Source organism: Lawsonibacter sp. LCP25S3_E2, assembly GCF_052117285.1.
GTDB lineage: Bacteria > Bacillota > Clostridia > Oscillospirales > Oscillospiraceae > Lawsonibacter.
This window is the reverse complement of the sequence record NZ_JBQKJL010000006.1, coordinates 70,547-93,130: the sequence shown is the minus strand read 5'-3', so window position 1 is coordinate 93,130 and position 22,584 is coordinate 70,547. Positions and strand designations below refer to the sequence as shown.

Annotated in this window: 24 protein-coding genes and 1 tRNA gene; 11 read left to right on the top strand and 14 right to left on the bottom strand. The window is 51.1% G+C overall.

Translation table 11 applies throughout. From position 1 onward, the window contains the following. Window positions 1-47 precede the first annotated feature (47 nt). The gene (locus ACTQ3R_RS07280) at window positions 48-932 is read left to right on the top strand and encodes an aminoglycoside 6-adenylyltransferase (RefSeq protein ID WP_441778466.1); all 885 of its coding nucleotides are present in this window, start codon (window positions 48-50) and stop codon (window positions 930-932) included. Between the two features lie 49 nt (window positions 933-981). Here the strand turns inward: ACTQ3R_RS07280 and ACTQ3R_RS07275 are convergent, their stop codons facing one another. Genes ACTQ3R_RS07275 through ACTQ3R_RS07265 form a run of 3 tightly spaced genes read right to left on the bottom strand, consistent with a single transcriptional unit; the run spans window position 982 to window position 3,537 of the window. Next, window positions 982-2,925 carry a heavy metal translocating P-type ATPase gene (locus ACTQ3R_RS07275; protein ID WP_441778467.1) on the bottom strand — a complete coding sequence of 648 codons (1,944 nt, stop codon included), beginning with the start codon at window positions 2,923-2,925 and terminating at the stop codon, window positions 982-984. A 15-nt stretch (window positions 2,926-2,940) separates the two neighbouring features. Continuing rightward, a complete protein-coding gene (locus tag ACTQ3R_RS07270) occupies window positions 2,941-3,162 on the bottom strand; it encodes a heavy-metal-associated domain-containing protein (protein ID WP_441778468.1) in 222 nt (73 codons plus the stop codon). Between the two features lie 15 nt (window positions 3,163-3,177). Then, the gene (locus ACTQ3R_RS07265) at window positions 3,178-3,537 is read right to left on the bottom strand and encodes an ArsR/SmtB family transcription factor (RefSeq protein WP_441778469.1); all 360 of its coding nucleotides are present in this window, start codon (window positions 3,535-3,537) and stop codon (window positions 3,178-3,180) included. Between the two features lie 291 nt (window positions 3,538-3,828). Here ACTQ3R_RS07265 and ACTQ3R_RS07260 point away from each other — a divergent pair, with 291 nt between their 5' ends. From ACTQ3R_RS07260 to ACTQ3R_RS07245, 4 genes are all read left to right on the top strand, one after another. After that, window positions 3,829-4,824 (top strand): Ig-like domain-containing protein, encoded by a 996-nt coding sequence (locus ACTQ3R_RS07260; protein ID WP_441778470.1) that lies wholly within the window; start codon window positions 3,829-3,831, stop codon window positions 4,822-4,824. An 86-nt stretch (window positions 4,825-4,910) separates the two neighbouring features. Beyond that, complete coding sequence (locus ACTQ3R_RS07255) at window positions 4,911-6,314, top strand: MBOAT family O-acyltransferase (protein WP_441778471.1); 1,404 nt, start codon at window positions 4,911-4,913, stop codon at window positions 6,312-6,314. A gap of 13 nt (window positions 6,315-6,327) precedes the next feature. After that, the gene (locus ACTQ3R_RS07250) at window positions 6,328-7,443 is read left to right on the top strand and encodes a DHHW family protein (protein ID WP_441778472.1); all 1,116 of its coding nucleotides are present in this window, start codon (window positions 6,328-6,330) and stop codon (window positions 7,441-7,443) included. 204 nt (window positions 7,444-7,647) lie between these two features. Further along, window positions 7,648-7,723, top strand: a tRNA-Ala gene (locus ACTQ3R_RS07245). A gap of 54 nt (window positions 7,724-7,777) precedes the next feature. Here the strand turns inward: ACTQ3R_RS07245 and ACTQ3R_RS07240 are convergent. The 4 genes from ACTQ3R_RS07240 to ACTQ3R_RS07225 form a co-directional block, all read right to left on the bottom strand. After that, the gene (locus tag ACTQ3R_RS07240; protein WP_441778473.1) at window positions 7,778-9,394 is read right to left on the bottom strand and encodes a recombinase family protein; all 1,617 of its coding nucleotides are present in this window, start codon (window positions 9,392-9,394) and stop codon (window positions 7,778-7,780) included. A 72-nt stretch (window positions 9,395-9,466) separates the two neighbouring features. Further along, window positions 9,467-9,679, bottom strand: a complete 213-nt coding sequence (locus ACTQ3R_RS07235) for a hypothetical protein (protein WP_441778474.1) — start codon at window positions 9,677-9,679, stop codon at window positions 9,467-9,469. Between the two features lie 411 nt (window positions 9,680-10,090). Then, window positions 10,091-10,513: a sigma-70 family RNA polymerase sigma factor gene (locus ACTQ3R_RS07230; protein WP_333635468.1), complete on the bottom strand. Its 423-nt coding sequence runs from the start codon at window positions 10,511-10,513 to the stop codon at window positions 10,091-10,093. A 426-nt stretch (window positions 10,514-10,939) separates the two neighbouring features. Continuing rightward, complete coding sequence (locus ACTQ3R_RS07225) at window positions 10,940-12,124, bottom strand: MATE family efflux transporter (RefSeq protein WP_441778475.1); 1,185 nt, start codon at window positions 12,122-12,124, stop codon at window positions 10,940-10,942. A gap of 243 nt (window positions 12,125-12,367) precedes the next feature. Between ACTQ3R_RS07225 and ACTQ3R_RS07220 the strand changes: the two genes are divergently transcribed. Continuing rightward, window positions 12,368-12,871 carry a hypothetical protein gene (locus ACTQ3R_RS07220; RefSeq protein WP_441778476.1) on the top strand — a complete coding sequence of 168 codons (504 nt, stop codon included), beginning with the start codon at window positions 12,368-12,370 and terminating at the stop codon, window positions 12,869-12,871. Between the two features lie 92 nt (window positions 12,872-12,963). Further along, window positions 12,964-14,010, top strand: coding sequence for a DUF4062 domain-containing protein (locus ACTQ3R_RS07215; protein ID WP_441778477.1), 1,047 nt, complete (start codon window positions 12,964-12,966; stop codon window positions 14,008-14,010). Between the two features lie 300 nt (window positions 14,011-14,310). On the opposite strand, the gene ACTQ3R_RS07210 is transcribed toward ACTQ3R_RS07215, so the two are convergent. From ACTQ3R_RS07210 to ACTQ3R_RS07185, 6 genes are all read right to left on the bottom strand, one after another. Further along, entirely contained in the window at window positions 14,311-14,481 is a 171-nt protein-coding gene (locus tag ACTQ3R_RS07210; protein ID WP_441778478.1) for a hypothetical protein, read from the bottom strand. Then, window positions 14,435-15,352, bottom strand: a complete 918-nt coding sequence (locus ACTQ3R_RS07205; RefSeq protein ID WP_441778479.1) for a rolling circle replication-associated protein — start codon at window positions 15,350-15,352, stop codon at window positions 14,435-14,437. Before ACTQ3R_RS07205 ends, ACTQ3R_RS07210 begins: the two co-directional genes overlap by 47 nt. 129 nt (window positions 15,353-15,481) lie before the next feature. Beyond that, the gene (locus ACTQ3R_RS07200; RefSeq protein WP_441778480.1) at window positions 15,482-16,549 is read right to left on the bottom strand and encodes an FtsK/SpoIIIE domain-containing protein; all 1,068 of its coding nucleotides are present in this window, start codon (window positions 16,547-16,549) and stop codon (window positions 15,482-15,484) included. A gap of 52 nt (window positions 16,550-16,601) precedes the next feature. Then, the gene (locus ACTQ3R_RS07195) at window positions 16,602-16,967 is read right to left on the bottom strand and encodes a hypothetical protein (RefSeq protein ID WP_441778481.1); all 366 of its coding nucleotides are present in this window, start codon (window positions 16,965-16,967) and stop codon (window positions 16,602-16,604) included. A 192-nt stretch (window positions 16,968-17,159) separates the two neighbouring features. Further along, window positions 17,160-17,354 (bottom strand): hypothetical protein, encoded by a 195-nt coding sequence (locus ACTQ3R_RS07190; RefSeq protein WP_441778482.1) that lies wholly within the window; start codon window positions 17,352-17,354, stop codon window positions 17,160-17,162. Window positions 17,355-17,546: 192 nt separating this feature from the next. After that, a complete protein-coding gene (locus ACTQ3R_RS07185; protein WP_441778483.1) occupies window positions 17,547-17,771 on the bottom strand; it encodes a hypothetical protein in 225 nt (74 codons plus the stop codon). Window positions 17,772-17,935: 164 nt separating this feature from the next. On the opposite strand from ACTQ3R_RS07185, the gene ACTQ3R_RS07180 reads away from it, so the two are divergent. Continuing rightward, the gene (locus tag ACTQ3R_RS07180; RefSeq protein ID WP_441778484.1) at window positions 17,936-18,532 is read left to right on the top strand and encodes a helix-turn-helix domain-containing protein; all 597 of its coding nucleotides are present in this window, start codon (window positions 17,936-17,938) and stop codon (window positions 18,530-18,532) included. Between the two features lie 48 nt (window positions 18,533-18,580). Here the strand turns inward: ACTQ3R_RS07180 and ACTQ3R_RS07175 are convergent, their stop codons facing one another. Continuing rightward, window positions 18,581-18,820, bottom strand: a complete 240-nt coding sequence (locus ACTQ3R_RS07175; RefSeq protein WP_441778485.1) for a helix-turn-helix transcriptional regulator — start codon at window positions 18,818-18,820, stop codon at window positions 18,581-18,583. 152 nt (window positions 18,821-18,972) lie between these two features. On the opposite strand from ACTQ3R_RS07175, the gene ACTQ3R_RS07170 reads away from it, so the two are divergent. From ACTQ3R_RS07170 to ACTQ3R_RS07160, 3 genes are all read left to right on the top strand, one after another. Continuing rightward, window positions 18,973-20,739 (top strand): S-layer homology domain-containing protein, encoded by a 1,767-nt coding sequence (locus ACTQ3R_RS07170; RefSeq protein ID WP_441778486.1) that lies wholly within the window; start codon window positions 18,973-18,975, stop codon window positions 20,737-20,739. A 228-nt stretch (window positions 20,740-20,967) separates the two neighbouring features. Next, window positions 20,968-22,065, top strand: coding sequence for an S-layer homology domain-containing protein (locus ACTQ3R_RS07165; protein WP_441778487.1), 1,098 nt, complete (start codon window positions 20,968-20,970; stop codon window positions 22,063-22,065). Between the two features lie 121 nt (window positions 22,066-22,186). Then, entirely contained in the window at window positions 22,187-22,555 is a 369-nt protein-coding gene (locus ACTQ3R_RS07160) for a helix-turn-helix domain-containing protein (RefSeq protein WP_441778488.1), read from the top strand. Window positions 22,556-22,584 lie beyond the last annotated feature (29 nt).

Genomic DNA, 22,584 nt, shown 5'->3' with positions numbered 1-22,584 from the left:
ATGGCCGCCGTGGGCGCGGCCTTAACAACGTAAAGTGAGGGATGCGTATGCGCAGCGATCAGGAGATCATGGAGCTCATCCTCCACCGGGCCCAGTCCGACTCCCGGATTTTGGCCGCTTATTTAAAGGGCTCCCGCACCAACCCCAACGTGCCAAAGGATATCTACCAGGACTTTGACCTGATGTATGTGGTCACTGAGGTGGACAGTTTCCGCTCCGACCCCTCCTGGCTGGAGGAGTTTGGCCCGATCCTTCTCATGCAGGAACAGGACGACGCCTTTGGCTATGGTGAGCGTTTCGGCCTGCAGGGCAATTACCAGGAGGGTTACTCCTGGCTTTTGCTCTTCGCCGACGGCAGCCGCATTGACGTGGGGGTGGAGACCCGTGGAGCCATGGAGCGGGGCGCCTGGCGCAACAAGCTTTTTCTCCCCCTGTTGGACAAGGTGGGCTGCCTGCCCAACCTGCCTTCTCCCAGCGACGAGGACTTCCATGTGAAGCGGCCTGACCAGCGGCACTTTCAGGGGTGCTGCAAGGAATTTTTCTGGTGCCTGTGCGATGTGGAAAAGGGCATCGCACGAGACGAGCTCCCCTTTGCCATGACCACCTACCACACGCTGGCCCGGCCCATGCTGGAGCAGATGCTCAGCTGGTACATCGGGGTGCAGACGGACTTTTCCCTGTCTTGCGGCAAGCTTAACAAATATTTTAAGAATCTGCTGTCCACGGAGGACTACCGCTGCTTTGTCAGCACCTACACCGATGGGGACTACGTCCATTTCCGCCGGGCCATAGACACCGCTATGGGGCTGTTTCACCGTACCGCCTGCGGGGTAGGTGCGGCTCTTGGATTTGTGTACCCTTTAAAGGACGAGGAGGGCTGTGCCCGGTACCTGGCGTGGATTCGAAGCACTACCACTCCCCCAATACCATAAAAAAACTCCGCCCAGGCTTCTTGGAAGCCCTGAGGCGGAGTTTTTTCTCTTATTTCCCTCCGATCATTCGGGAGGCATTGAGGATGGCCAGCACTGACACCCCTACATCGGCAAATACCGCTGCCCACATATTGGCAAATCCTGCGGCGGACAGTCCCAGCACCAGGAATTTTACTCCAATGGCAAAGATGGTATTTTCCTTCACAATGGTCATGGTCTTTCGGGCGATGGCTACCGCCACTGAGAGCTTGTTCAGATCGTCGTCCATGAGTACCACATCGGCGGCCTCGATGGCCGCGTCGGAGCCCAACGCCCCCATGGCTACCCCAATGTCCGCACGGGTAAGAACGGGAGCGTCATTGATGCCGTCCCCCACAAAAACGAGCTTCTCTCCCGGCTGCTTCTGGCCGAGCAGCTGCTCCACCTTCTCCACCTTGTCCCCAGGGAGCAGGCGGGCATAGACCTGGTCAATGTCCAGTACCCCGGCCACCGCCTGGGCGGCCGACTCACTGTCCCCAGTGAGCATGACGCATTGGCGTACCCCGGCTTTCTTCAGGTCCCGAAGAGCCTGGGCAGCCCCTTCCTTTACCTGGTCGGCCACCAGCAGGTATCCCAAATACTTACCTTCTGCCGCCACATGAACTGCGGTACCAGGCAGTTCCTCTTCCGCATCGGGCAGGGAGATTTTATGCTCCTCCAGCAGCTTCCGGCTGCCAGCAAGCACTTCCTGCCCGTCCACCTTTGCCTGAACACCGTGGCCAGCCAGCTCCTCCACGTCCTCCACCCGGTCCCGGCTCGGCTCCTTCCCCCAGGCCATCAGGATGGCACGTGCGATGGGATGAGTGGAGAACTGCTCGGCCAGAGCCGCCGTCTCCAAAAGCTCCTCCTCTGTTCCGGCCAGAGTCTTCACCTGAGTCACGGAGAATTCCCCCCGCGTAAGGGTCCCCGTCTTGTCGAAGACCACCACACTCGCATGGGCCAGAGCCTCCAGGTAATTGCTCCCCTTTACCAAAACACCCCGGCGGGAAGCGCCTCCCAGTCCTCCGAAGAAGCTCAGGGGGATGGAGATCACCAGGGCGCAGGGGCAGGACACCACCAGGAAATTAAGGGCGCGAGGCACCCACACTCCCCACTGTCCATCCACCAGGGAAGGCACAACAGCCAAAGCCAGGGCTGCAAACACTACGATAGGAGTATAGTACCGGGCAAAGCGGGTGATGAAATGCTCGGCCTTTGCCTTTTTCTCGCTGGAGTTTTCCACCAGGTCCAAAATTCTGGCCACAGTAGACTGCCCATAGGGCTTTATCACTTCCACCCGCAGCACTCCGGACAGGTTTACACAGCCGGAGATGACCTCCTCCCCCGGTCCCACGTCCCGCGGCAAGGATTCACCGGTGAGGGCGGCGGTATTGAGGGCAGAACTTCCCTCCAGCACTTTGCCGTCCAGGGGGACCCGCTCCCCCGGTTTCACAACGATGGTCTCCCCCACCGCGACCTGCTCCGGGTCCACCTCACAAAGCTCCCCCGCCCGCTCCACATTGGCACTGTCCGGGCGGATATCCATGAGCTGGGCAATGGAGCGGCGGCTGCGGTGGACGGCCACGCTCTGGAAGAGCTCCCCCACCTGATAAAAGAGCATGACGGCCACCCCTTCGGCATACTCCCCCATGGCCATAGCTCCAACCGTAGCAACCGACATGAGGAAGTTTTCGTCAAACACCTGGCCGTTTTTGATGTTGCGCAAAGCCTTCCACAGCACATCCCAACCCACTAAGGCATAGGGGATGAGGAACAGGAAAAGCCGGGGAAAGGAATAGATCGTTCCTCCTGTCTGGACCCACTGGGGCGGGAGAGCGGAACTCTGTCCCGGATCCACAAACTGGATCATCCAGGTCGGCTGAAGGAATACCTCCCGTGGAATCAGGCTGGCCGCAACCAGCAGTACCCCTGCCAAAAGAATGCGTATGAGATTTTTCTTCTGTTTTCCGGTCACCGCTACGTCACTTCCTTACTTGATGAGGATGCGGCAGTCGGGTTCTACCTTTTTGCAGACCTTTACCGCCTCCTTGAGGATCTCCTCAAAGCGCTCGTCGTCCCCCTCAATGGTCACCTTCTGGGCCATGAAGCTCACACTGGCCCCAGTAACGCCATCGATTTTCCGGATGGCCGCCTCCATTTTGGCCGCGCAGTTGGCACAGTCCAGGTCCTCCATTTTATAGGTTTTTTTCATGGTTACCCCTCCTTTTTACTCCTCTATATGCTCCATACCCTGACTTAAAATACGCTCCACATGGCTGTCTGCCAGAGAGTAATAGATGGTCTTGCCCTCCCGGCGGAATTTGACCAGCTTGCTGTTTTTCAGCACCCGCAGCTGATGGGACACCGCGCTCTGTGTGACGGCCATCAGTCCGGCCAGATCACACACGCACAGCTCCCCTTCCAACAGGGCGTAGAGAATTTTCAGCCTTGTGCTGTCCCCAAAAATCTTAAACAGCTCTGCCAGGTCATAAAGCCGCTCGTCAGGGGGCAGCAGAGACCGGACCTTCTCCAGGGCTTCCGGGTGGACCTGCTGCTCCTGGCAGCAGGGGGCAATCTCTCGTCTCATCCGTCCGTTTCCTTTCTATATATGAACATTTATTCATATGTTTATCCGGATTATACTCCCTATCACTTCCACTGTCAAGGGGGAACGAAAAAAACTGTCCCTTTGCCCAAAGGAATTCCAGCCGCATCCTCTTGCCAAGGATGGGCAGGCACAGTATAATACCTCCTCGGGAAAACCCAGTAATAAAAAATTTTTGAAATTTGGGAACCTTTCCTCCCAATCATTCGTCAAAGCCAGCGTATACAAGATCACGCTGTAATTGACAGCCCCTAGAAAAGGAGTTTTGTAACTATGAAAAGACGTATTTTTGCCGCAGCCCTGGCCTGTGCCTTGATCCTGCTGTCCGCCTGCGGCGGCGGGAGCGGCAGCTCCTCCACCTCCAGCAGCTCCTCCGGATCTTCCTCTTCCTCCAGCGCCTCCGGATCCTCCAGTTCTTCCGACAGCTCCCAGGGTGGCCTGCTCCTCCCCGACAGCTCCAACCCCGACGCCAACGAGGTGCCCGACGCCTCCCTCCCTGACGGCTCCGCCGGAGAGGTGGACGAGCCCGTGGCGGAGAGCTCCCTGTCCCTGAGCAAGAGCGACTTTACCCTCTTTAAGACCGGGGCCACTTGGCAGCTGAAGGCCAAGGCGGAGCCCGCCGGCGGTGCGCAGAGCTGGGCTTCCAGCGATGAGAAGGTCGCTACCGTAGATGAGAAGGGCGTGGTCACCGCTGTGGGCGAGGGCAGCGCTACCATCACCGTCACCGACGAAAATACCGGGCTGTCTGCCTCCTGCATCGTCCGGGTCCGTGTGGAGGAAGAAAAGCCCGATAACGGCGGCTCCTCCAGCTCCTCCGGTTCTTCTTCCAGCGGCTCCGGCAGCTCCTCCAGCGGCTCTCAGAGCTCCAATGTGGATTTGACCGCCTTCGCTGACCAGATGATGGCCGATTATGAGTTCTCTCACCTCCAGCTGGCCGACGCCTCTCTCATGGACTCTCTCTACAGCGGTCTGTCCGGGGTGAGCACCGAGCAGTGCCTGGTCTACTGCACCATGATGACCATGAACAATGGCGAGTTCGTCCTGGTCCAGGTGAAGGACAGCAAGGACGTGGACACCGTGAAGGGCATTCTCCAGGCCCGGATCAACTACATGGCCGGCGACGGCGAGAACCCCGGCGGCGCCTGGTATCCCGGCCCCACCGAGCAGTGGAAGAACAACTCCCGTGTGGTCTCTAACGGCAACTATGTGATGATGGTGGTCCACGAGAACTGCGACGACATCGTCACCGCCTTTAATAACCTGTTTTAATCCCTCCACAAATGTGGTAATATCAAAGGGGCCGCCTGAACGGCGGTCCCTTTTTCCCGCCAATTTTAACGCAAAGGAGAAGGGCTATGGTCTTTTCCACCCCAATTTTTCTGTTTTACTTCCTGGCGCTTACCATGCTGGTCTATTATCTGGTGCCCCGGAAGCTTCGCAACCTGGTCATTCTATGCGCCTCCCTCTTCTTCTACTACTGGGGGGAGCAGCAGTATGTGGCCATCATGTTTCTCTCCACCGCCATCGACTTCACCCACGGACTTCTGGTAGAGCGGTGTAAGAACAACGGCAACGATAAGGGTGCACGGATGGCGGTCGCTTCCTCCATCTTCTTTAACCTGGCTCTGCTGTTCTTCTTCAAATACTGGGACTTCATCGCTGGTTCTCTCCAGTCCATGGGACTTACCTTCATGCCCGTGCTGGGGATTCACCTGCCCATCGGCATCTCCTTCTACACCTTCCAAACCATGAGCTACACCATTGATGTGTACCGGGGAGACACCAGGGCCCAGCGCAATATCATCAACTTCGGCACCTTCGTCACCCTCTTCCCCCAGCTTATTGCCGGTCCTATCATCAAATATAAGGACCTGGGGGATCAGATCGACCAGCGCACCTGCAACGTGGACAAGTTCTCCGCCGGCGTGCAGAGCTTTATGGTGGGTCTGGGCAAAAAGCTGCTCATCGCCAACAACGTCGGCATGCTCTGGGACACCTACAAGGCCATGGCGCCTGGAGAGCTGACGGTGGCCGGTGCCTGGCTGGGTGTGCTGGCCTTTACCTTCCAGATCTACTTTGACTTCTCCGGCTATTCCGACATGGCCGTGGGTCTGGGCCGCATGCTGGGCTTTGAGTTTTTGCCCAACTTCAACTACCCCTATATTTCCAAAAGCATCACCGAATTCTGGCGGCGCTGGCACATTTCCCTGAGCACCTGGTTCCGGGAGTACCTGTACATCCCTCTGGGGGGTAACCGCTGCTCAAAACCCCGCTGGATGTTCAATCTTTTGGTGGTATGGGCGGCCACAGGCATCTGGCACGGAGCCAGCTGGAACTACCTTCTGTGGGGACTGTACTTCTTTGTGCTGCTGATGCTCGAGAAGTTCTTCCTGCTGAAGGCTCTGGACCGGGCCCCCGCCCTGGTGGGCCATATTTACACCATGTTTTTCGTCCTGGTGAGCTGGGCCATCTTCGCCCTCGAGGACTTCTCCCACCTCACTGCATATCTCAAGGTCATGTTCGGCTTTGGAGGCGTACCCCTGGTCAATGCTAACCTGGGCTACTACCTCACCAGCTACCTGCCTATTCTGGGAGTGGCGGCCCTGGCCTCCACTCCCCTGGGAGTCAGCATTTACCGCAAGCTCCCCCGGCTGGCAGCCCAGGCGGTGTGCGTGGTGCTGGTGCTGGGAGGGCTCGTGCTCTGCACGGCCTACCTGGTAGACGGCACCTACAATCCCTTCCTCTACTTCCGCTTCTAAAGGAGGCGACACGATGAAAAAATTCAACTCACTTATCACCGCCATCTTCTGCCTGTTCGTGGGAGGCATGCTATTGGTGAGCACTGTCCTCCCCGACCGGAACTTCTCTCCCCTGGAGAACCGCTACCTGGCAAAGCCCCCCAAGCTCACGTTGGGAACCCTCACCGATGGCACCTTTATGGAAGGGGCCGAGGAATATGTATCTGACCAAATCGTGGGCCGGGACTTCTGGGTGGCCCTGAAGGCCTGGAGCGAACGCCTCTCCGGCAAGCAGGAGAATAACGGAGTTTACTTTGGAAAGGAGGACACCCTTCTAAACCGGGTGAACACCCCCTCTCAGGAAGAGCTGGACAAGCGTCTTGCCTATGTAGATGCCCTGGTGGGCAATGTGTCTGTGCCCGTATACCTGGGTCTGATCCCCTCCTCTTCCGCCGTGTGGTCCGACCGGCTCCCTGCCGGGGCCCCCACTGCCGATGAGCTTTCTTTGATCGAGGAGTTTTATTTCAACACCGGAGCCCAGACTCTGGATATGTCCGGCGCTCTGCTGGAGCACAAGGATGAGGATATCTACTACCGCACCGACCACCACTGGACCAGCCTGGGGGCTTTCTACGGGGCTAACGTCCTGCTGGAGGCCATGGGTCTGGAGCCGCTGGATCTCAGCGACTATGAGAAGACCACTGTCACCACGGAGTTTTACGGCACTACCTTCTCCACCTCAGGCGTGCGTTGGGTGGCTCCCGACTCCATTGACACCTACGTCTCCGGCGACGGTGTAAAGGTCACTTCCTGGTTCACCGGCAGCCCGGAGGAGGGCAGCCTCTATGTGGACCGCTACCTCAACGAGAAGGACAAGTACTCCTACTTTCTGGGCGGCAACCAATCCCTGTGCGTCATTGAGACCGAGCACACGGATGCCCCCAAAGTGCTGGTGATCCGGGACTCTTACTCCGACTCCCTGGCTCCCTTCCTCACCGAACGTTTTTCTGAAATTCACCTCTTTGACCCCCGGTATAACCTCACCAGCGTGAAGGACTATGTGGCCCAGAATGACATTGATCAGGTGGTGGTCCTCTACTCCTTCCAGAACTTTACCACCGACCAGAATCTCTTCGTTCTCTCCCGCTAGAGGGTAGGTTGGGCTCTGTGTAAAAAAATGTGGAAAATGTGAAAAAAACTGTTGACAGCTCCGAAAAAGGCTGGTATAATACCCCTTGCTTGAGCGCCAAACAGGGCGCACGACAAGTGAATCGGGGGTATAGCTCAGCTGGGAGCGCGGTACAAGCGTGTAACAGCACCCCGACAAAAACTAAATACTCACTCTCTTCCACATGGGGGTATAGCTCAGCTGGGAGAGCGCTTGAATGGCATTCAAGAGGTCAGCGGTTCGATCCCGCTTATCTCCACCATCACCAGAGAGTGAAGCAAGAAACTCGTTTCTGAAAGGAAACGGGTTTTTTGTTTTATGCGGCGATTTCTACAATGTCCAGTCCCAGGCTGAACTGCGTAAAATCAATGTTGAAATCAATGTGCAGTTTATAGTCCCGATAGACCTCCACCCGGCGGATCAGGCAGTTGACGATCATTTTCTTTGCCTCCAGGCTGGCCGTGTCATATAGATCCGCCCAGGAGATCACATTATCGTACTGCTCCTCCAGGGAGTGCAGAACGGTCTGCCCTTCCTCATAGGCAGCCTGTGCGTCCTCAAACTGCTTTTGCAGTTCGGCGCATTTGGCCTCAGCCTCGGACACCATAGAGCCCAGCAGGTCTGTGGAAAAGGCACTTTCTCCTCGCAGAGCCTTGATGACTTCCGCTTTGAGCATATCCAGCTCATCGGCTGCCTTGGTGTAATCGGCCCGAATGGAGCGGAGCAGATTTTTTCGTTCCTCCATCTTTTCCCGGTAGCGGGCGTTGACGATCTCGCTTTTCGGGATCGCCTTCATGCGCTCAAAGATTTGCCGCACCAGTTTATCAATGATCCCGTCCAGAATATGGGCTGTGTACCCCGTCTGCCCGTCACACTCGGTCTGCTTGCGGGTTTTGCCATAGCAGATGTACCGCACCCGCTTGATGACCCGGTGGGGATCTTCTTTACAGGGATAAGCCTTGCCGCTGGTGGTGAGGTTGAGACGGGCCCCACAATGGCCGCAGTACACATTCCCAGACAGGAGCGACTGGCCCGCAATGTTGCGGGGAACGGTGCGCTCCGTTTCATTGGCCCGGTTGGTACGAATGCGCTGGGCCGCTTCAAACAGTTCCGGCTCGATGATTTGCAGGTGGGGCAGCACCGGGGAGCGGCTTTCCCCGCTACGGAGTACGCCGGTATAGGTCAGGTTACAGAGGATGCCCCGAATGGTGGCATGATGCCACATCTTGCCGCTCCGGGCCCGGTAGCCCAGTTTGTTTAAGTAGGTGGCGATCCGCTGGGCCCCATAGCCCTCATGCACATACTTGTCAAAGACAATGCGGACAACAGCGGCCTCGGTTTCATTGAGCGCCAGCTCATAAACCTCATGCTTGCGCTTATTCACGCGCCCACTTTTCACAAGGTCATAGCCATAGGGCGCAACGCCGCCCTTGAAGCCTCCATCTTCCACGAGCTGCCCCAGGGCGGTTTTAGTGCGGATGGAGGTTTTTTCGCTTTCACCGTCCGCCTGCCAGAAGCGGATATAGTTGGTGAGTTTGTCGGTGTGGTTGTCAAACCGCTGCTCACCCTCCTGGGTGCTCCAGACCCGGACACCGTTCTTGACGAACCATTCCACCACAAAGGGCGTTTCGTCTGCGATCCGCCCGATGCGGTCAAACATGAACACCAGCAGAATATCAAACTTGCCCTGCCGGGCCCGTTCCTTGATGATTTGCAGCTTGTCCCGGTTTTCCGCCCGTACCTTGTGACCGGAAACGCCGTCCTCCTGTTCCTCGTGAACAATCGTCCAGCCCATTTTCTCACAAAAGGCGTGGCAGGCTTTCCGCTGCATGGGAATGTCGGCCTGGTTTTTATCGTTATGATCCACCTGCTTGTCGGTAGACACCCGATATAAACAATCAACGCGAGTGCCAGTTATCATTTGATTTTCCATATATAAGCCATCCTTTCAAATGTCATTTTGGCAGGTGAAAAGAGGCTTTTTGTACGCAGGATTTTGAACTTGTCAAGGTACATAGGGACTACCCCCACCATTATTATCCCTCTGTTCCGAGGGCTTGACAAGGATGACTCCGGGCCGGGTGGATGAGGTCTGCGCCACAAAGGACGAGAGCAAAATCTGCTTGACCTGCCCAATAGCCGCCATGTTTTGTGACTCAGCAAAGGTGGCGGATATTTCAAACCCATCAATGACAAAAACAGCATTTGCCTTTGGCATATACAGCCTCCTCTCTCATGGATGGACTGACACGAACAAACTCCCCTTTGTCCCGTGGGGAACCGAACAGGGCCAGCACCGTTTCTGATGCTGGCCTTGTTCCTTGCCTCGCTTCTGGACAAAGTGTCCATAGGTCTAAAGATGGGGCCGCCGCGCTCATTTCCTTGGCCTGTCGTTAGACAGCGATACTCGGCGCGACGGCCCCGCGCAAAGGGGCGGCGGCCCGGACGGTCAGACAGCCAGCCTGACCCGGCGGATCGTGGCCGTGGGATGGCCTGTCCCACTTGCGGTGCTGGTGTCAGACACCCGCCGCTGAGCTCCCCGCTCTATATCGGGGCCCCGGTGTCCCTTTGCGGAGAGGAACCTCCTCTCATATACCACCAGAAAAAAGGGGCCAAATGGAGATGGCAATTAGAAATTTTCCTGCAAATATTTTTTCATCTGCTTGATACCGCTCTCCACCGAGTGCCGGACGGCGCTCTTGTCCACGCCCTCCTCGCGGGCAATCTGACGGTAGCTCTTTCCCAGGATCAAATAAGCGTCCACCCGGCGGCCCTGGATCTCCGGCAGGGAGTTGAGGGCGTTCCACAGCCGGAAAAACAGCTCCTTGCGATCCATGAGCTCCTGGGGGCTGGGTTCGTGCAGGCAGGCGGAGTATTCGATCCCATCGTCACAGTCCAGGGAATAATAAGCCTTGTTGTAGCGCACCCGTTCCGCATGAGCGGCCTCGCGCCGCTTGCTGGCCATGAGTTCCTCGGCTACCTCGTCAGGCACCTCCACCAGTTCGTCCGTTAAGTACCAATAATAAAAATCTTTCAGATTGATCGTTGTCATAGCTTGTCCTCCATTTTGTTTCGGTTGATGGATTGAGCGGAAACAAAATGGGGCCCGGCGGGGAGCGGCACCCTGGGAAGCCGCCCCGCACCTCTGGACAAAGTGTCCAGAAGTCGGACAAACAAAATGCGCCTGCGCGACACAAGGCCACGCAAGCGCATGAAATTACATCGTCATTTATGTACTGCCAAATTGCATATTTACTGCCGGACTGATCCTGTTGGGCGGGTGGGCTTTTTTTGACAGGTTAGGGGGATAGAGAAAGAACACGGCGATACCTCCTGGACACCGCCGCTATGATAAGAAACGGCGGTTCGTTATGAACCGCCGTTGAAATGAAATTTGAGCGCACAAAACCAACTGTCCCAATGGCGGTTTTTTTTATTTACCGCCGCCGGACAGTTGCACTTACCAAATGAAATTGACTTAGGTTGTACTTGTCCGCTTTTTGAAAGTAATAGTTGCAGAGATGCCTGCAGCGACACTGGCCACCACATGACTGACCAGAACTGCAACCCAAATTCCATTTAGGCCAAAACCCAGATAGGAAAGTAAATAGGCCAGAGGCATCCGAACTACAATGTAATAAAAGATCATCAGAAACATACTTTTTGAGGGCTTTCCCATACCATTAAGGGCACCAAGATAGCAGTTTGTAACCGTATTCAGAACGTACCCTACGCTGATAATCAGAAAATAAGTTCCGACAATGGCCGCCACAGCATCGCTCTTCACGAATAGCCCGGAAAGCTGTCTTGAAAATCCGACTACCAGAGCAGAAAGAATTATAAGCAGACCACAGCCGTACCCCAATGCACATTTCAAATAATCCTTGGCCCGATCATAACGTGTACCACCGACACATTGTCCGATAATGGTAGTCAAGACCATGTTCAATGCCATCGCGGGATAAAATAGGATGGTTTCCAGCTTTCCCGTTACTCCATAAGCTGCTATTGCTGTGACGCTATATGTGCTGACAAGTGCGGTAATGCCGTGTTCCTTGATCGTCCCCACCAGATCGTCCATCGCCTTATCGTCCTGCACCTTGTAGGGGTGCTCCCGGAATGTATGGAACGGATGAAGCTCCGCCATTTTCAGATAGACGATTTTTCCCTCTTCCACCGGGCGGGGCGGCACGTCAGGCGTAGGCGGCAGATTGATCTCCGGCGGCGGGACTGCCGCCTCCTTGACGGGAGCGGCCTTGCCCGGCTTTACCGCCTTAGCGGATTTAGACACAGGCGCACCGCCGGAGCCCGTTTCCTTGCCCTTGTCAGCTTTCTTACCTCTGGACACTTTGTCCCGGACAGAGGGCGGGGCCTCCTCACGGGCCGCCTTGTCAACCTTAGACGGGCGGCCTGTGCGGGGCTCCGCCGCTTTCTCCTTTTTCCCCGCAGACACTCCAGCCTGCTCTTTCGGGGGACGGCCCCGGCGCTTCTGATCGGGGACTGCCTCCAGGGGTCTGGCGGTCACATCGGGAGCAGTGGATTCCTTACCGTCATGATCGGTAGCAGCCTGGATACTGGAAAGGTCAATGACCTTTCCGGCAGGAGCGGCTGCCTCCGGTGGCGTATTATCTTTCGTGCCTGCGTTCAGTTTGTCATCTGCCATTTGCTAACCTCCTTCGTGATGACATGAAAAAAGCCAGCCCAATGGCTGGCCTGCGGGGGGTATCACTCCTTTCTGACATTGATTTATCAATAACGCCACTTTTAGTCCCGTTCTGGTAGCGTATTCTTTTGGAAGGTGATATAATTAACACATTACGGTGGTTTAAGTGATGACGATATTGCTGACAGCTTTTTGAGATAAGAACTTCGTGACAAAAATTATTTTTTGTTCTAGGAGGATAATATGCAATACGAAATTAACGACTTATCGAGTCAAGGTGCTCTGCGATTCTCTAAAGAACTGCATGAAATTGTCGTAGATGAGCCGTTTGATTTTTACGCCAATTTTAAGTGGGCTCGTCCTTTTGGTATGCTTTTCACCGCAACTGCAATTAAACAATTCCGAAAGCAATATTTAGAATTTCCGTTTAGAATTACACCGAATTCGTCTAAAGATGCAATATCGTACGCATCTCATATGGCCTTCTTTAAGTCCATTTCTGACAGCATAACAATTGGAAAAGAGCCGGGTGAGGCTATATGGTTACAAAAGGGTCGGGAGAGCCGTGTGGGTGAAACACGCTTTCATGGAACCGCAGTAAAAGTATCAATTTCGACTGATCAGCTTCGAAATAGTCAAGAAATAATTAGCCGGATAGCAAAGCAGGGTGAAAGACAGGCTAAGACCATACGAAATGCCTTTCAAAAAGCCTCGATTCCCTCTAAAGGCTTGATGGATAATTTGTAATTTACAGCTTAACTTATTGTGGATGGACATGAGTTAAGTGGCTATCATTGCGATATAATCAAGATTTTCTGGAATAAGTATGGAGAATTAAAATGGATAAAAGATTTCAAGTCTTTGTGAGTTCAACTTATGAAGATTTACAAGAGGAACGTCGTGAAGTTATGCAGGCGTTGCTGGAATTGGATTGTATTCCGGCTGGTATGGAACTTTTTCCTGCATCAAATGAAGATCAATGGTCGTTAATTAAGCGCGTAATTGATGATAGTGATTATTATATTGTTATTATTGGTGGGCGGTATGGTTCAACGAATGATGAAGGCATGAGTTACACAGAAATGGAGTATAGATATGCAATTGAAACTAACAAGCCTATAATTGCTTTCCTACATAAAAATCCTGGAGAAATTAAATCGGCGTTTACAGAAAAGACTGACGAGGGCAAAGAAAAGTTAGAGCATTTTAGAGAACTAGTACAGAAAAAGATGGTTCGATATTGGAGTTCACCCGATGAATTAGGAAGCGTGGTCTCCCGTTCAATGGTTAAACTGATAAAACAGTTTCCAGCGGTTGGTTGGGTTAGGGCCGATTCTGCCATTGATGAGGCCTCGATGAGAGAGATACTGCGATTACAAAAAGAAAACGACGAACTAAAACAAAAACTTCAGAAAAGCAAAATGACTGCTCCAGCAGGCACCGATAAACTATCTCAAGGTGATGATACCATTGACATTACCATAAGATATAAGGCAGATACCCCCCAATATAGTAGGTATTCTATTAAAAATTTTGTCACAGTAACATGGAATGATTTGTTTGCAATTATTGCACCTTATATGGTAATCGAATGTAAAGAGTCAGTCATCAAAGATGCTATTGTTGAGTATGCTAAAGGCTTGCTTTCCGATGAATTATCAAAGGAACTAAAAGAGAAAAGGTATAGTAGATTTTATGACTTTTCTATCGAAAACGAGGAGTTTCAGAATATTAAAATCCAATATAAAGCCCTTGGACTTATAATGAAAAGTGTAAGAAATCGCAGCGTAAAAGACACATTGAATTATTGGACTTTGACTGAATACGGAGATTATGTTATGACCCAACTCATCGCAATAAAGAAATCAGAAGAAGATGAGAACTAAACGACAATATCAGCCAATTACTTATTCGTGTGCACCAATTGGGATAACTAAATAGCATTCCTGCGTACCAAAAGCACTCTCTCCACCCCCATTTTTAGGGGGTTCGCTACACGCTTGTACGGGGAGAGCGCTTGAATGGCATTCAAGAGGTCAGCGGTTCGATCCCGCTTATCTCCACCAAATCAAGATAATCCGAACCTTTTTCCGATAGGGAATGGGTTCGGATTTATCATTTATTTAGACGAGATAGTATAAAGCAAAACGGCGGCGGTATGTGTGGTACACATACTGCCGCCGCTGTTATTTGGGAGTATCACCCTGTTTTTGCTGCTGTGCTTGCCATTCGGCAAAGGCCCGTTTGCCCTCGTCACTTTCAAAATAGCTTTGCATATCTGGGAGCAGACAGCGGGCGATTGCCTCTAATTCATAGTCGGGTATCTTGGGATGGTATTGCTTCTTGCTCTGTGTCAAGCTGGCCTCCCTCCTTTGAGGCACTATTATATTGTCGATAGTTGATAATGTTCTTGACTGCCCCGGCTTCATCGGTAATGGAGATTGTCTTTTCATAGGTGAGCGGTGCGCCGTGTACCAATGCTTGCGCTTCGGCTTCCGTTGTCCGCCATATTTCCGGCCTTTTCACACCCCGGCTTGCCCGGTACAGATGAAAGCCGGGCGGGTACAGATGCAGCCGCGCCCCTTTGATAATTGCTTTCTTTTGGCGCTTGCCCTGTGCGTCTGTTATTTCCGCCTCTGCTATCTGTCCTTTTGCATTTCCGACGCGGAGCGCTTCCGATAATTCCATATCGCCCAGATATGCGGTTAGGTATAAGCCGGGGTTGTCAATTCCTTGTAGGCTTTTGGTCTTGGTAAATCCATGCCCCCAAATTCGCGCCATATCTGCATTAGGAATGAACGGTGCTTTCTCCGGGAACAGAAAGAGACAATGCAAATGCCATGCGCCCCGCCCCTGCGGTTCTGCTGCTGTGATGTATTCCGCCGGAGGGTATTCATGCTTTTTGAGATAGTACCGAAACCGCTGCCAAAAACGGCGGAAATCCTCGTAGACGCGCTTTTCATCCCGCATATTTTCTTTATATGTCAGCGTTACCCACAATGCCATTTCCGGGGCTGTTAGATTGGCATTGATTAAGTCGCGCAGCTTGCGGAGCGATTGTGCAACACTGGCTTTGCTGTCTGCCCGATTTTCTGTATGACAGAACTCTTTGACTTCGCCCGTCCGTTTATCAACATACAAGTCGGCGTTTACCTTTTCAATGACAGCACATGGAGTGGAACGCATATAGCGAACTTCAATCACATTCCCGCATCGTTTGACCGTCACAGGCGTTTCCGCCGTGTCTGGCCGCACATCCGGGATTCTGTCAATGTTCATAAAATATCAAGTTAAGCCGCCTGCGGCGGCGGGCGGTTCGGCGGCTCTCGCACTGCTTCGCCGCCCGCTCCGCCCGTTTTAACGGCTCATTGCCTCTTGAATCGCCTCGTCCAAAGCATCCATGCTCTGCACCTCTGCAATTCTGATTTTCTCGATACCAACGCCATCAATATAAAGATGCCCCTCGCGCTTGCTGCACTGTGTAATGGATTCTGCAACTTCATCCGGGAACAGCATTCTCCGCCCCTCACGACTAAGATTGCCAAGGGCAAGGCAGCATTGAAAGTTATCTCTCGCCCCGGCAAAATAAGCCGCGTCCGGTCTTTGGATTCCGATAATAGGAAAGAAGCGATATGCCCGCCCTAGCATGAGCAACTCCGCGAGCCTTGCCTTTGCCTGTTCGGCGGTTTTCTTATCCAAGGACAGAAGAAAGCTGCCCCACTCATCAATGATAAGATATTGGGGCGCACCTGCTGTGCCGCTTTCCTGCTGCTGCTTGAACGCCGTATAGTAATCTTCTAAGCCCTGCAAACAGTCTGCATAGCCATAATATCTGGGCTTGTCCGAAAGATTGCGAAAGTCAAACTGCTTGAAATCAAGCAGCCAGATTTTCGCGTCCGGCTGGAATCGTGCAATTTTTGCAAGCAGGATTTTTAGGGCAACGGTTTTCCCTGTGCCAGTCGCGCCAACGATGAGCATATTGATGATGTGTTTTACATCAATACTGCCAGAAGCCGAATCATCTGGTGTGAACAAGGCGGGGCGAATATATTTTTGTGGAAGAAAGAATAGAAGAGTATAGTTTATATTACGCCCGTACTCCATGCGGAAAATTCCGCCCATAGCTACCCTCAATCGCTCATAGTGGTTATTAAAATCCGGCAGTGACAGTCCTTTATTTCTGACCTTCAAAATCAAGCCATGAGGCTTGTCCTTATCCCGTTTGACGCTGATAAGCACAGGGTATTCGTTTTGCGCGTTATGCAGGCCACAGCGCCGCACGGCGCGGTCAAAGCGCCGTTTCAAAAGCGGCGGAGTACGAATGACTTGAACAAGGCAGATAGCCACAGTCAGGGTGAGGGCAAGTACAACAGCATAGAAAGTGAAATTATCATTTTGAAATATTAGATTTTTTACTTGCTCCATGCAAAATTCCTTTCCGGGCAGACATAGGAAAACCTATGTCTGCCCTATATTTTTATTTGCTGTTGAGGGTAACGATCTGGGCGGTCTGGGCGGTAGCGGTCATACCGATACCGCTACCATTGCTGGAAAAAAGGCTCACAGCACAGTCGGGAATCTGCACAAACAAGGGCTGACAGTTCATAACAGCTTCCTCAATTTCTTCATCAGTAACTTTGGGCAGCGGGTCATGGTCAAACTTGACCGTAAGAGGGGCAAGGCGCGCACCTTGCAGCGCCACAGTCAGCTTAACCCCGATAGGTTCCTCGGAAGTGCGTTTGCCATCGCTTCCGTATGAATATATCGGTGATTTTCCTGTCAAAATTGCAAAATTATGGTTGCTATTCACAGCAGCCAAGTCAACGGATACTTTGTAGGGCATATATCCTCCTTATATTTTATTGCATTTCTATTTTTGTTATATTTTTCATTGTTTTATAGAAACCACAATCTGTAATAAATTTTAGGAGGCAGCGCAGCACCCGGCGGAGCTGCCTCCGATTTCATACCTCAGTCGCTACCTTCCAGAAAGCAACTGACTGATGCACCCTCCTTTTCACACTTTTTTCGCATTTTAGCAAATGTCCACTTTCCGGGGCACACCGTCTTCCAGAATGATTGAAAGGCAGTCAAAACCACTTTTCGCGCAATCCATGAAAAATGTTGTGAACAATGCATCGTTTCCTCTACCTGCCATCCATTTTCTGGTTGCATCTTTGTCGGCATAAATGAGAAGTAGTCGGCCTTCGTCTGAAAGTTTGTAAGGCATATATCATCCTCACGCTTTATTGCATTTCCGCTTTTATTACATTTGTAATGTTTTACTTATAAGCCACAACCTGTAATAAATTTTAGGAGGCAGCCCAACACCCGGCGGAGCTGCCTCCGATTTCACACCTCAGTCGCTACCTTCCAGAAAGCAACTGACTGATACACCCTCCTTTCTACATTTTTTCGCATTTTAGCAAATGTCCACTTTCCGAGGCACACCGTCTTCCAGAATGATTGAAAGGCGGTCAAAGTCACTTCCCGCGCAATCCATGCAAAGTGCTGTGAACTTTGCCTCGTCTTCTCTACCCATCATCCATTTTCTGGTCGCATCTTTGTCGGCATAAAGGAGAAGCAGTCGGCCCTCGTCCATTAGTGGGATAAGATGAATAGAACTAATCTCTTTTTTTCGCTCCATCGTATGTTGTCACCTCCTTTCTGTCATCTATTGTACCGCATCCTGCTACCATTGTCATACTTCTTACTACAAAAATCTTTTAGCACTAATTGCGGTAAAAATATGTTGTTATCGTATATATTGACATATACTGCGATTTATGGTATAATTCACGATACAAGGAGGTGCTCGTTACGAGTTATCGAGAAAGTAATACCATAGATGAACAACAAAGTATTATCGTTATACGGCTCCGGCAATTAAGGAAACTGAAAAATGAGTCGCAAGAGGAACTTGCAGGAGCCATTGGCGAGAAGAAGGCCACCATTCAAAATATTGAGCAGAGCAAGAGCAAACTTTCACTTGAGTTAGCTGGAAAAATCGCAAGACATTACCATGTAAGTACAGATTACATTTGTGGTTTAGCCGATGATGGTACATCTGCACAGAATACACTTGATACGCTGTGTGAATATGTATCTATAGAGCGGAGAAAATTGATTTTGGGGGACGCTGCTTCACACGAAATACCGTTCATTTCAATAAACGCGTCCTTTTTTAACTATTTGAAAAACAAAACCGAGGCAGAACAACTAAGGAAAAAGGGCGTTCCAGATAAAATCATTGATGCATGGATAAGGGAGGAAAAGCAAAAAACTGAAGCTGCCTTATTAGATGAAACAGAAAAAGATGAATATGCTTTGCTATCTCAATTTTATATTACAGATGAGAATGTTTTGAGATTATTAGAAAACGCCTATAACGAATGTGGCGGTAAATAATAAAAAAGACAGCCCCTACGGTCTTAATCCGTAGGGGCTGCGTTCTGTTCAATTTTCTCTATTAACTAACTTATCTAGGCTAACATCCAAAGCTACGGAAATTCTATAAAAGGTATCCACGCTGAAATTGTAGGCAACCTTTTCACTCTCAATCTGTCGCATAAAGTCATGTGAGCGTCCAATTCGTTCTGCCAATTCCGCAGCCGTTAAGCCGCGCTGTTTACGATATTTCTTAATATTACGCCGTATCGTATTATAAATATCCTCGTCGAATACAAGCTGTTCCATTTTGTGAGCCACCACCTAACGAAAGTGTACCCAAATTCATTAGGAATGTATGTTAGGCAACGCCTCATAAATAGCGATTGCACAAAAGAAAAATATGTGTTAGACTAAAAACAGCAATCTTCGGCAAAATATTTATTTAGGGAGGAAGAAAGATGAAGAAGCGTATTTTATCTCTTGCGCTTGTCCTCGTGCTTTGCTTGGGAATGAGCGTTCCCGCCTTGGCCGCTGATTCTGCCACGGTGGGGCAAGTAAATACGATCAGCTTAGGTAGTGACATACTGGCGGTTGTAGATACCAATGGTGTACTTTGGATTAGTGACCCCAATTATCAAAATTTGGGACTGGAAAACCGTGGGACATCGCCGGTGTTCACAAAAATTATGGAGAATGTACGCACCGTGAGTTGTGGGTTGTGGGAACACGCTGTTGTAAAAACAGATGGTTCACTGTGGACTTTTAAATATAGTTACTATGATGAAAATTATAACTATATTGAACGCTTTACTTCTAAAAAAATCATGGACGGAGTAGTTTCTGTCAGTGTGTCTGATGATAATGATACCTATGCCGCAATCAAAGAAGATGGCTCTCTCTGGATGTGGGGTAAAAATTTTGTCGGGCAGTTAGGAAACGGTACTACAAACGATTCCGATATTCCTGTCCGCGTTTTGGAAAATGTTGTTGCTGTCAGCTGTGACAGGCATAATACGGCTGCAATTACGAAGGACGGTTCTCTCTGGATGTGGGGCTCTAAATCCAGATTATGCAACGAATATTATGGGAAAAATGTAGACGGGTCTGAACTTCAAACCGTACCGATTAAGGTTATGGAAAATGTTCGCTCCGTAAATTGCACCGGTTTTGTGACAACCGTTGCCAAAACGGATGGCTCTCTTTGGGTATGGGGGGCTAATGCGAGTGGACAGATGGCAAACGGAGCCGTCAATTGGGGCACCTATGAAACACCTTGCAAAGTGATGGACAATGCGGTTTCGGTTTGCAACAACCCATCTGTTTCTGCTGCCTTAAAAGCGGATGGTTCACTTTGGATGTGGGGTGAAAATGGCAGCGGAAATGTCGGCAACGGCTATAGTGGAACGCTTTACTCTTCACAGGGTATCCCATACCAGTTGACGCCTTGTAAAGTGTTGGATAGTGTTGCAGCGGTCACTTGTGGCGATTTGAGCGTGGCAGCGGTTAAAACAGACGGTTCTGTTTGGCTCTGGGGGCGCTCCAGTTACTTGAACGGAATCGGAAATGACAAAGACCCCTATGACTTTGCAATGCAGACTACCCCGGTTCAGTTGAAAGGCATAACCGCTAAAATATCTTCTTCCGCCTCTACCCCTAAGCCTACTCCGACACCCACTCCCAGCGTTACGGCAGAAAAAGTCGGCGGATTCAACGATGTAGTGAAAACAGATTATTTTGCAGATTCTGTCCTCTGGGCAGTCGATAAGGGTATCACAGCGGGAACATCTAAAACGACCTTTTCCCCGAATAGCACCTGCACCACGGCGCAGATTTTGACTTTCCTCTGGCGGTCACAGGGTTCACCCGAACCGACTAGCAAGACGAACACATTCACCGACATAAAGGAAAGCGACTATTTTTATAAGGCCGCGTTGTGGGCGAAAGAAAATAATATCATTTCCAGAGATAGCACTGTTTTCAATGGAAATACCCCTTGCACTCGCAGTTCGGCGGTTCTTTATATCTGGCGTGCGACAGGCTTCCCCGCTGCGACAAAAAGCAGCAGCTTTACCGATGTAGCCACTACAACGATTTATGCTCCCGCTGTTGATTGGGCGGTTGAACAAGGTGTGACAAGCGGCACAAGCAAAACGACATTCTCTCCCGATACCACTTGCACCCGCGCCCAGATTGTGACCTTCCTGTACCGGGCATTTTCTAAATAAGTCTTTGTTAGTTCAGAGGCGGTCAGAGTATTTATTCTGACCGCCTCGCTTTATTCTTCGTGTTGTCTACAACATTCATTTTGTGTGCCACTGTCGAACGAAAGTATTCCCCGATTTGCCAAAGGCGTATATTAGGTATAACCTCACATAAAATGATTGCGTCACTGAAAAATATATGTTAGACTACAAGTAGCAACCCCACTTCGCACAAATTAGGAGGAAAGAAAAATGAAAAAATTCCTATCCCTCGCACTCGCATTAGCACTCTGTTTCAGTTTGACTGTCCCCGCATTTGCCGCAAACAAAGCGGGAGACACCACCGTCACTGACAAATCTGGAAACATTTACACGCTTTCAAAACCCATCCTGTACACCATTCCTGTTTCGGATTTGGAAGCAATACAGGGCAGCAGCTACATTTTGAATCGAATCAAAGAGGAAACATCCGTTGTTTATGCGGTTTCTACCGGTACGGTTATTACGGCTCCAAATGGCGGCTGGATCGACTCTATGCTTGGCGTGTGGCTCACTCAGGAAGGCGATGCCTGCAAAGTCGATGAAGATGACGGCGGCGGCTACCCGTGGAAGTCTTTTGACTACGAAGATGGTTCACAAGGTCTTTTAGCCGCGCACTTCTGCACATCGGGCGGCGCAATCGATGAATCGACTGGATATTTGACAAGCGATGCGGTCAATAACGGCATGATTGCTTTCTTTGTTCCATGGGACGAAACGGCGGGCAGTCCATTCACTTCAAAATCCACTCCGAGCACTCCGAGCAAACCCAGCACGCCCACCGGCCAGACCTTTACCGATGTAGCCGCCAACGCCTATTACGCGAACTCGGTGGCTTGGGCAGTCGATAAGGGTATCACAGCGGGAACATCTAAAACGACCTTCTCCCCGAATAGCACCTGCACCACGGCGCAGATTTTGACTTTCCTCTGGCGGTCACAGGGTTCGCCCGAACCGACTAGCAAGACGAACACATTCACCGACATAAAGGAAAGCGACTATTTTTATAAGGCCGCGTTGTGGGCGAAAGAAAATAATATCGTTTCCAGAGATAGCACTGTTTTCAATGGAAACACCCCTTGTACCCGTAGTTCGGCGGTTCTTTATATCTGGCGTGCGGCAGGCTTCCCCGCTGCGGCAAAAAGCAGTAGCTTTACAGATGTAGCCACTACAACGATTTATGCACCCGCTGTTGACTGGGCGGTTGAACAAGGTGTGACAAGCGGCACGAGCAAAACCATATTCTCTCCCGATACCACTTGCACCCGCGCCCAGATTGTGACCTTCCTGTACCGGGCATTTTCTAAATAAGCCTTTATTGTTTCAGAGGCGGTCAGAGTATTTATTCTGACCGCCTCGTTTTATGCTATATTCGTGTTGACTATTTAACTCGTATATTGTATCACAATAAAACAAGAAAGGAGTGTTGACTATGCAAGAGGTAGCGCAGCGGCTTAAATCTCTGCGAGAAAGTGTCGGCTTGTCGCAGGCTAAATTGGCCGCGCTGATGGGCGCAACACAGGCCAGTGTGAACCGCTATGAAAACGGACAGTCCTCCCCGCCGCTAAAGATTTTGCGGTGGTATGCCGATTTTTTTGATGTTTCTTTGGATTATATCTTTGCCAGAACGGAGCAGCCAGAGGGAAAGCTATACGAGCATAAGCCGAAAGTGGTGGAAGCCATTACACAGGACAACAAGGAACTACGGCAGTTTGTAGATATGTGCTTTGACCCGACTTCCCCGGTCAGTGAAAAACTGCGGGAAACGCTGACAAAGCTATTAGAGGAACAGCGAAAATAGGGCGGGAGTTTCCCCTTGCGGAGAATATT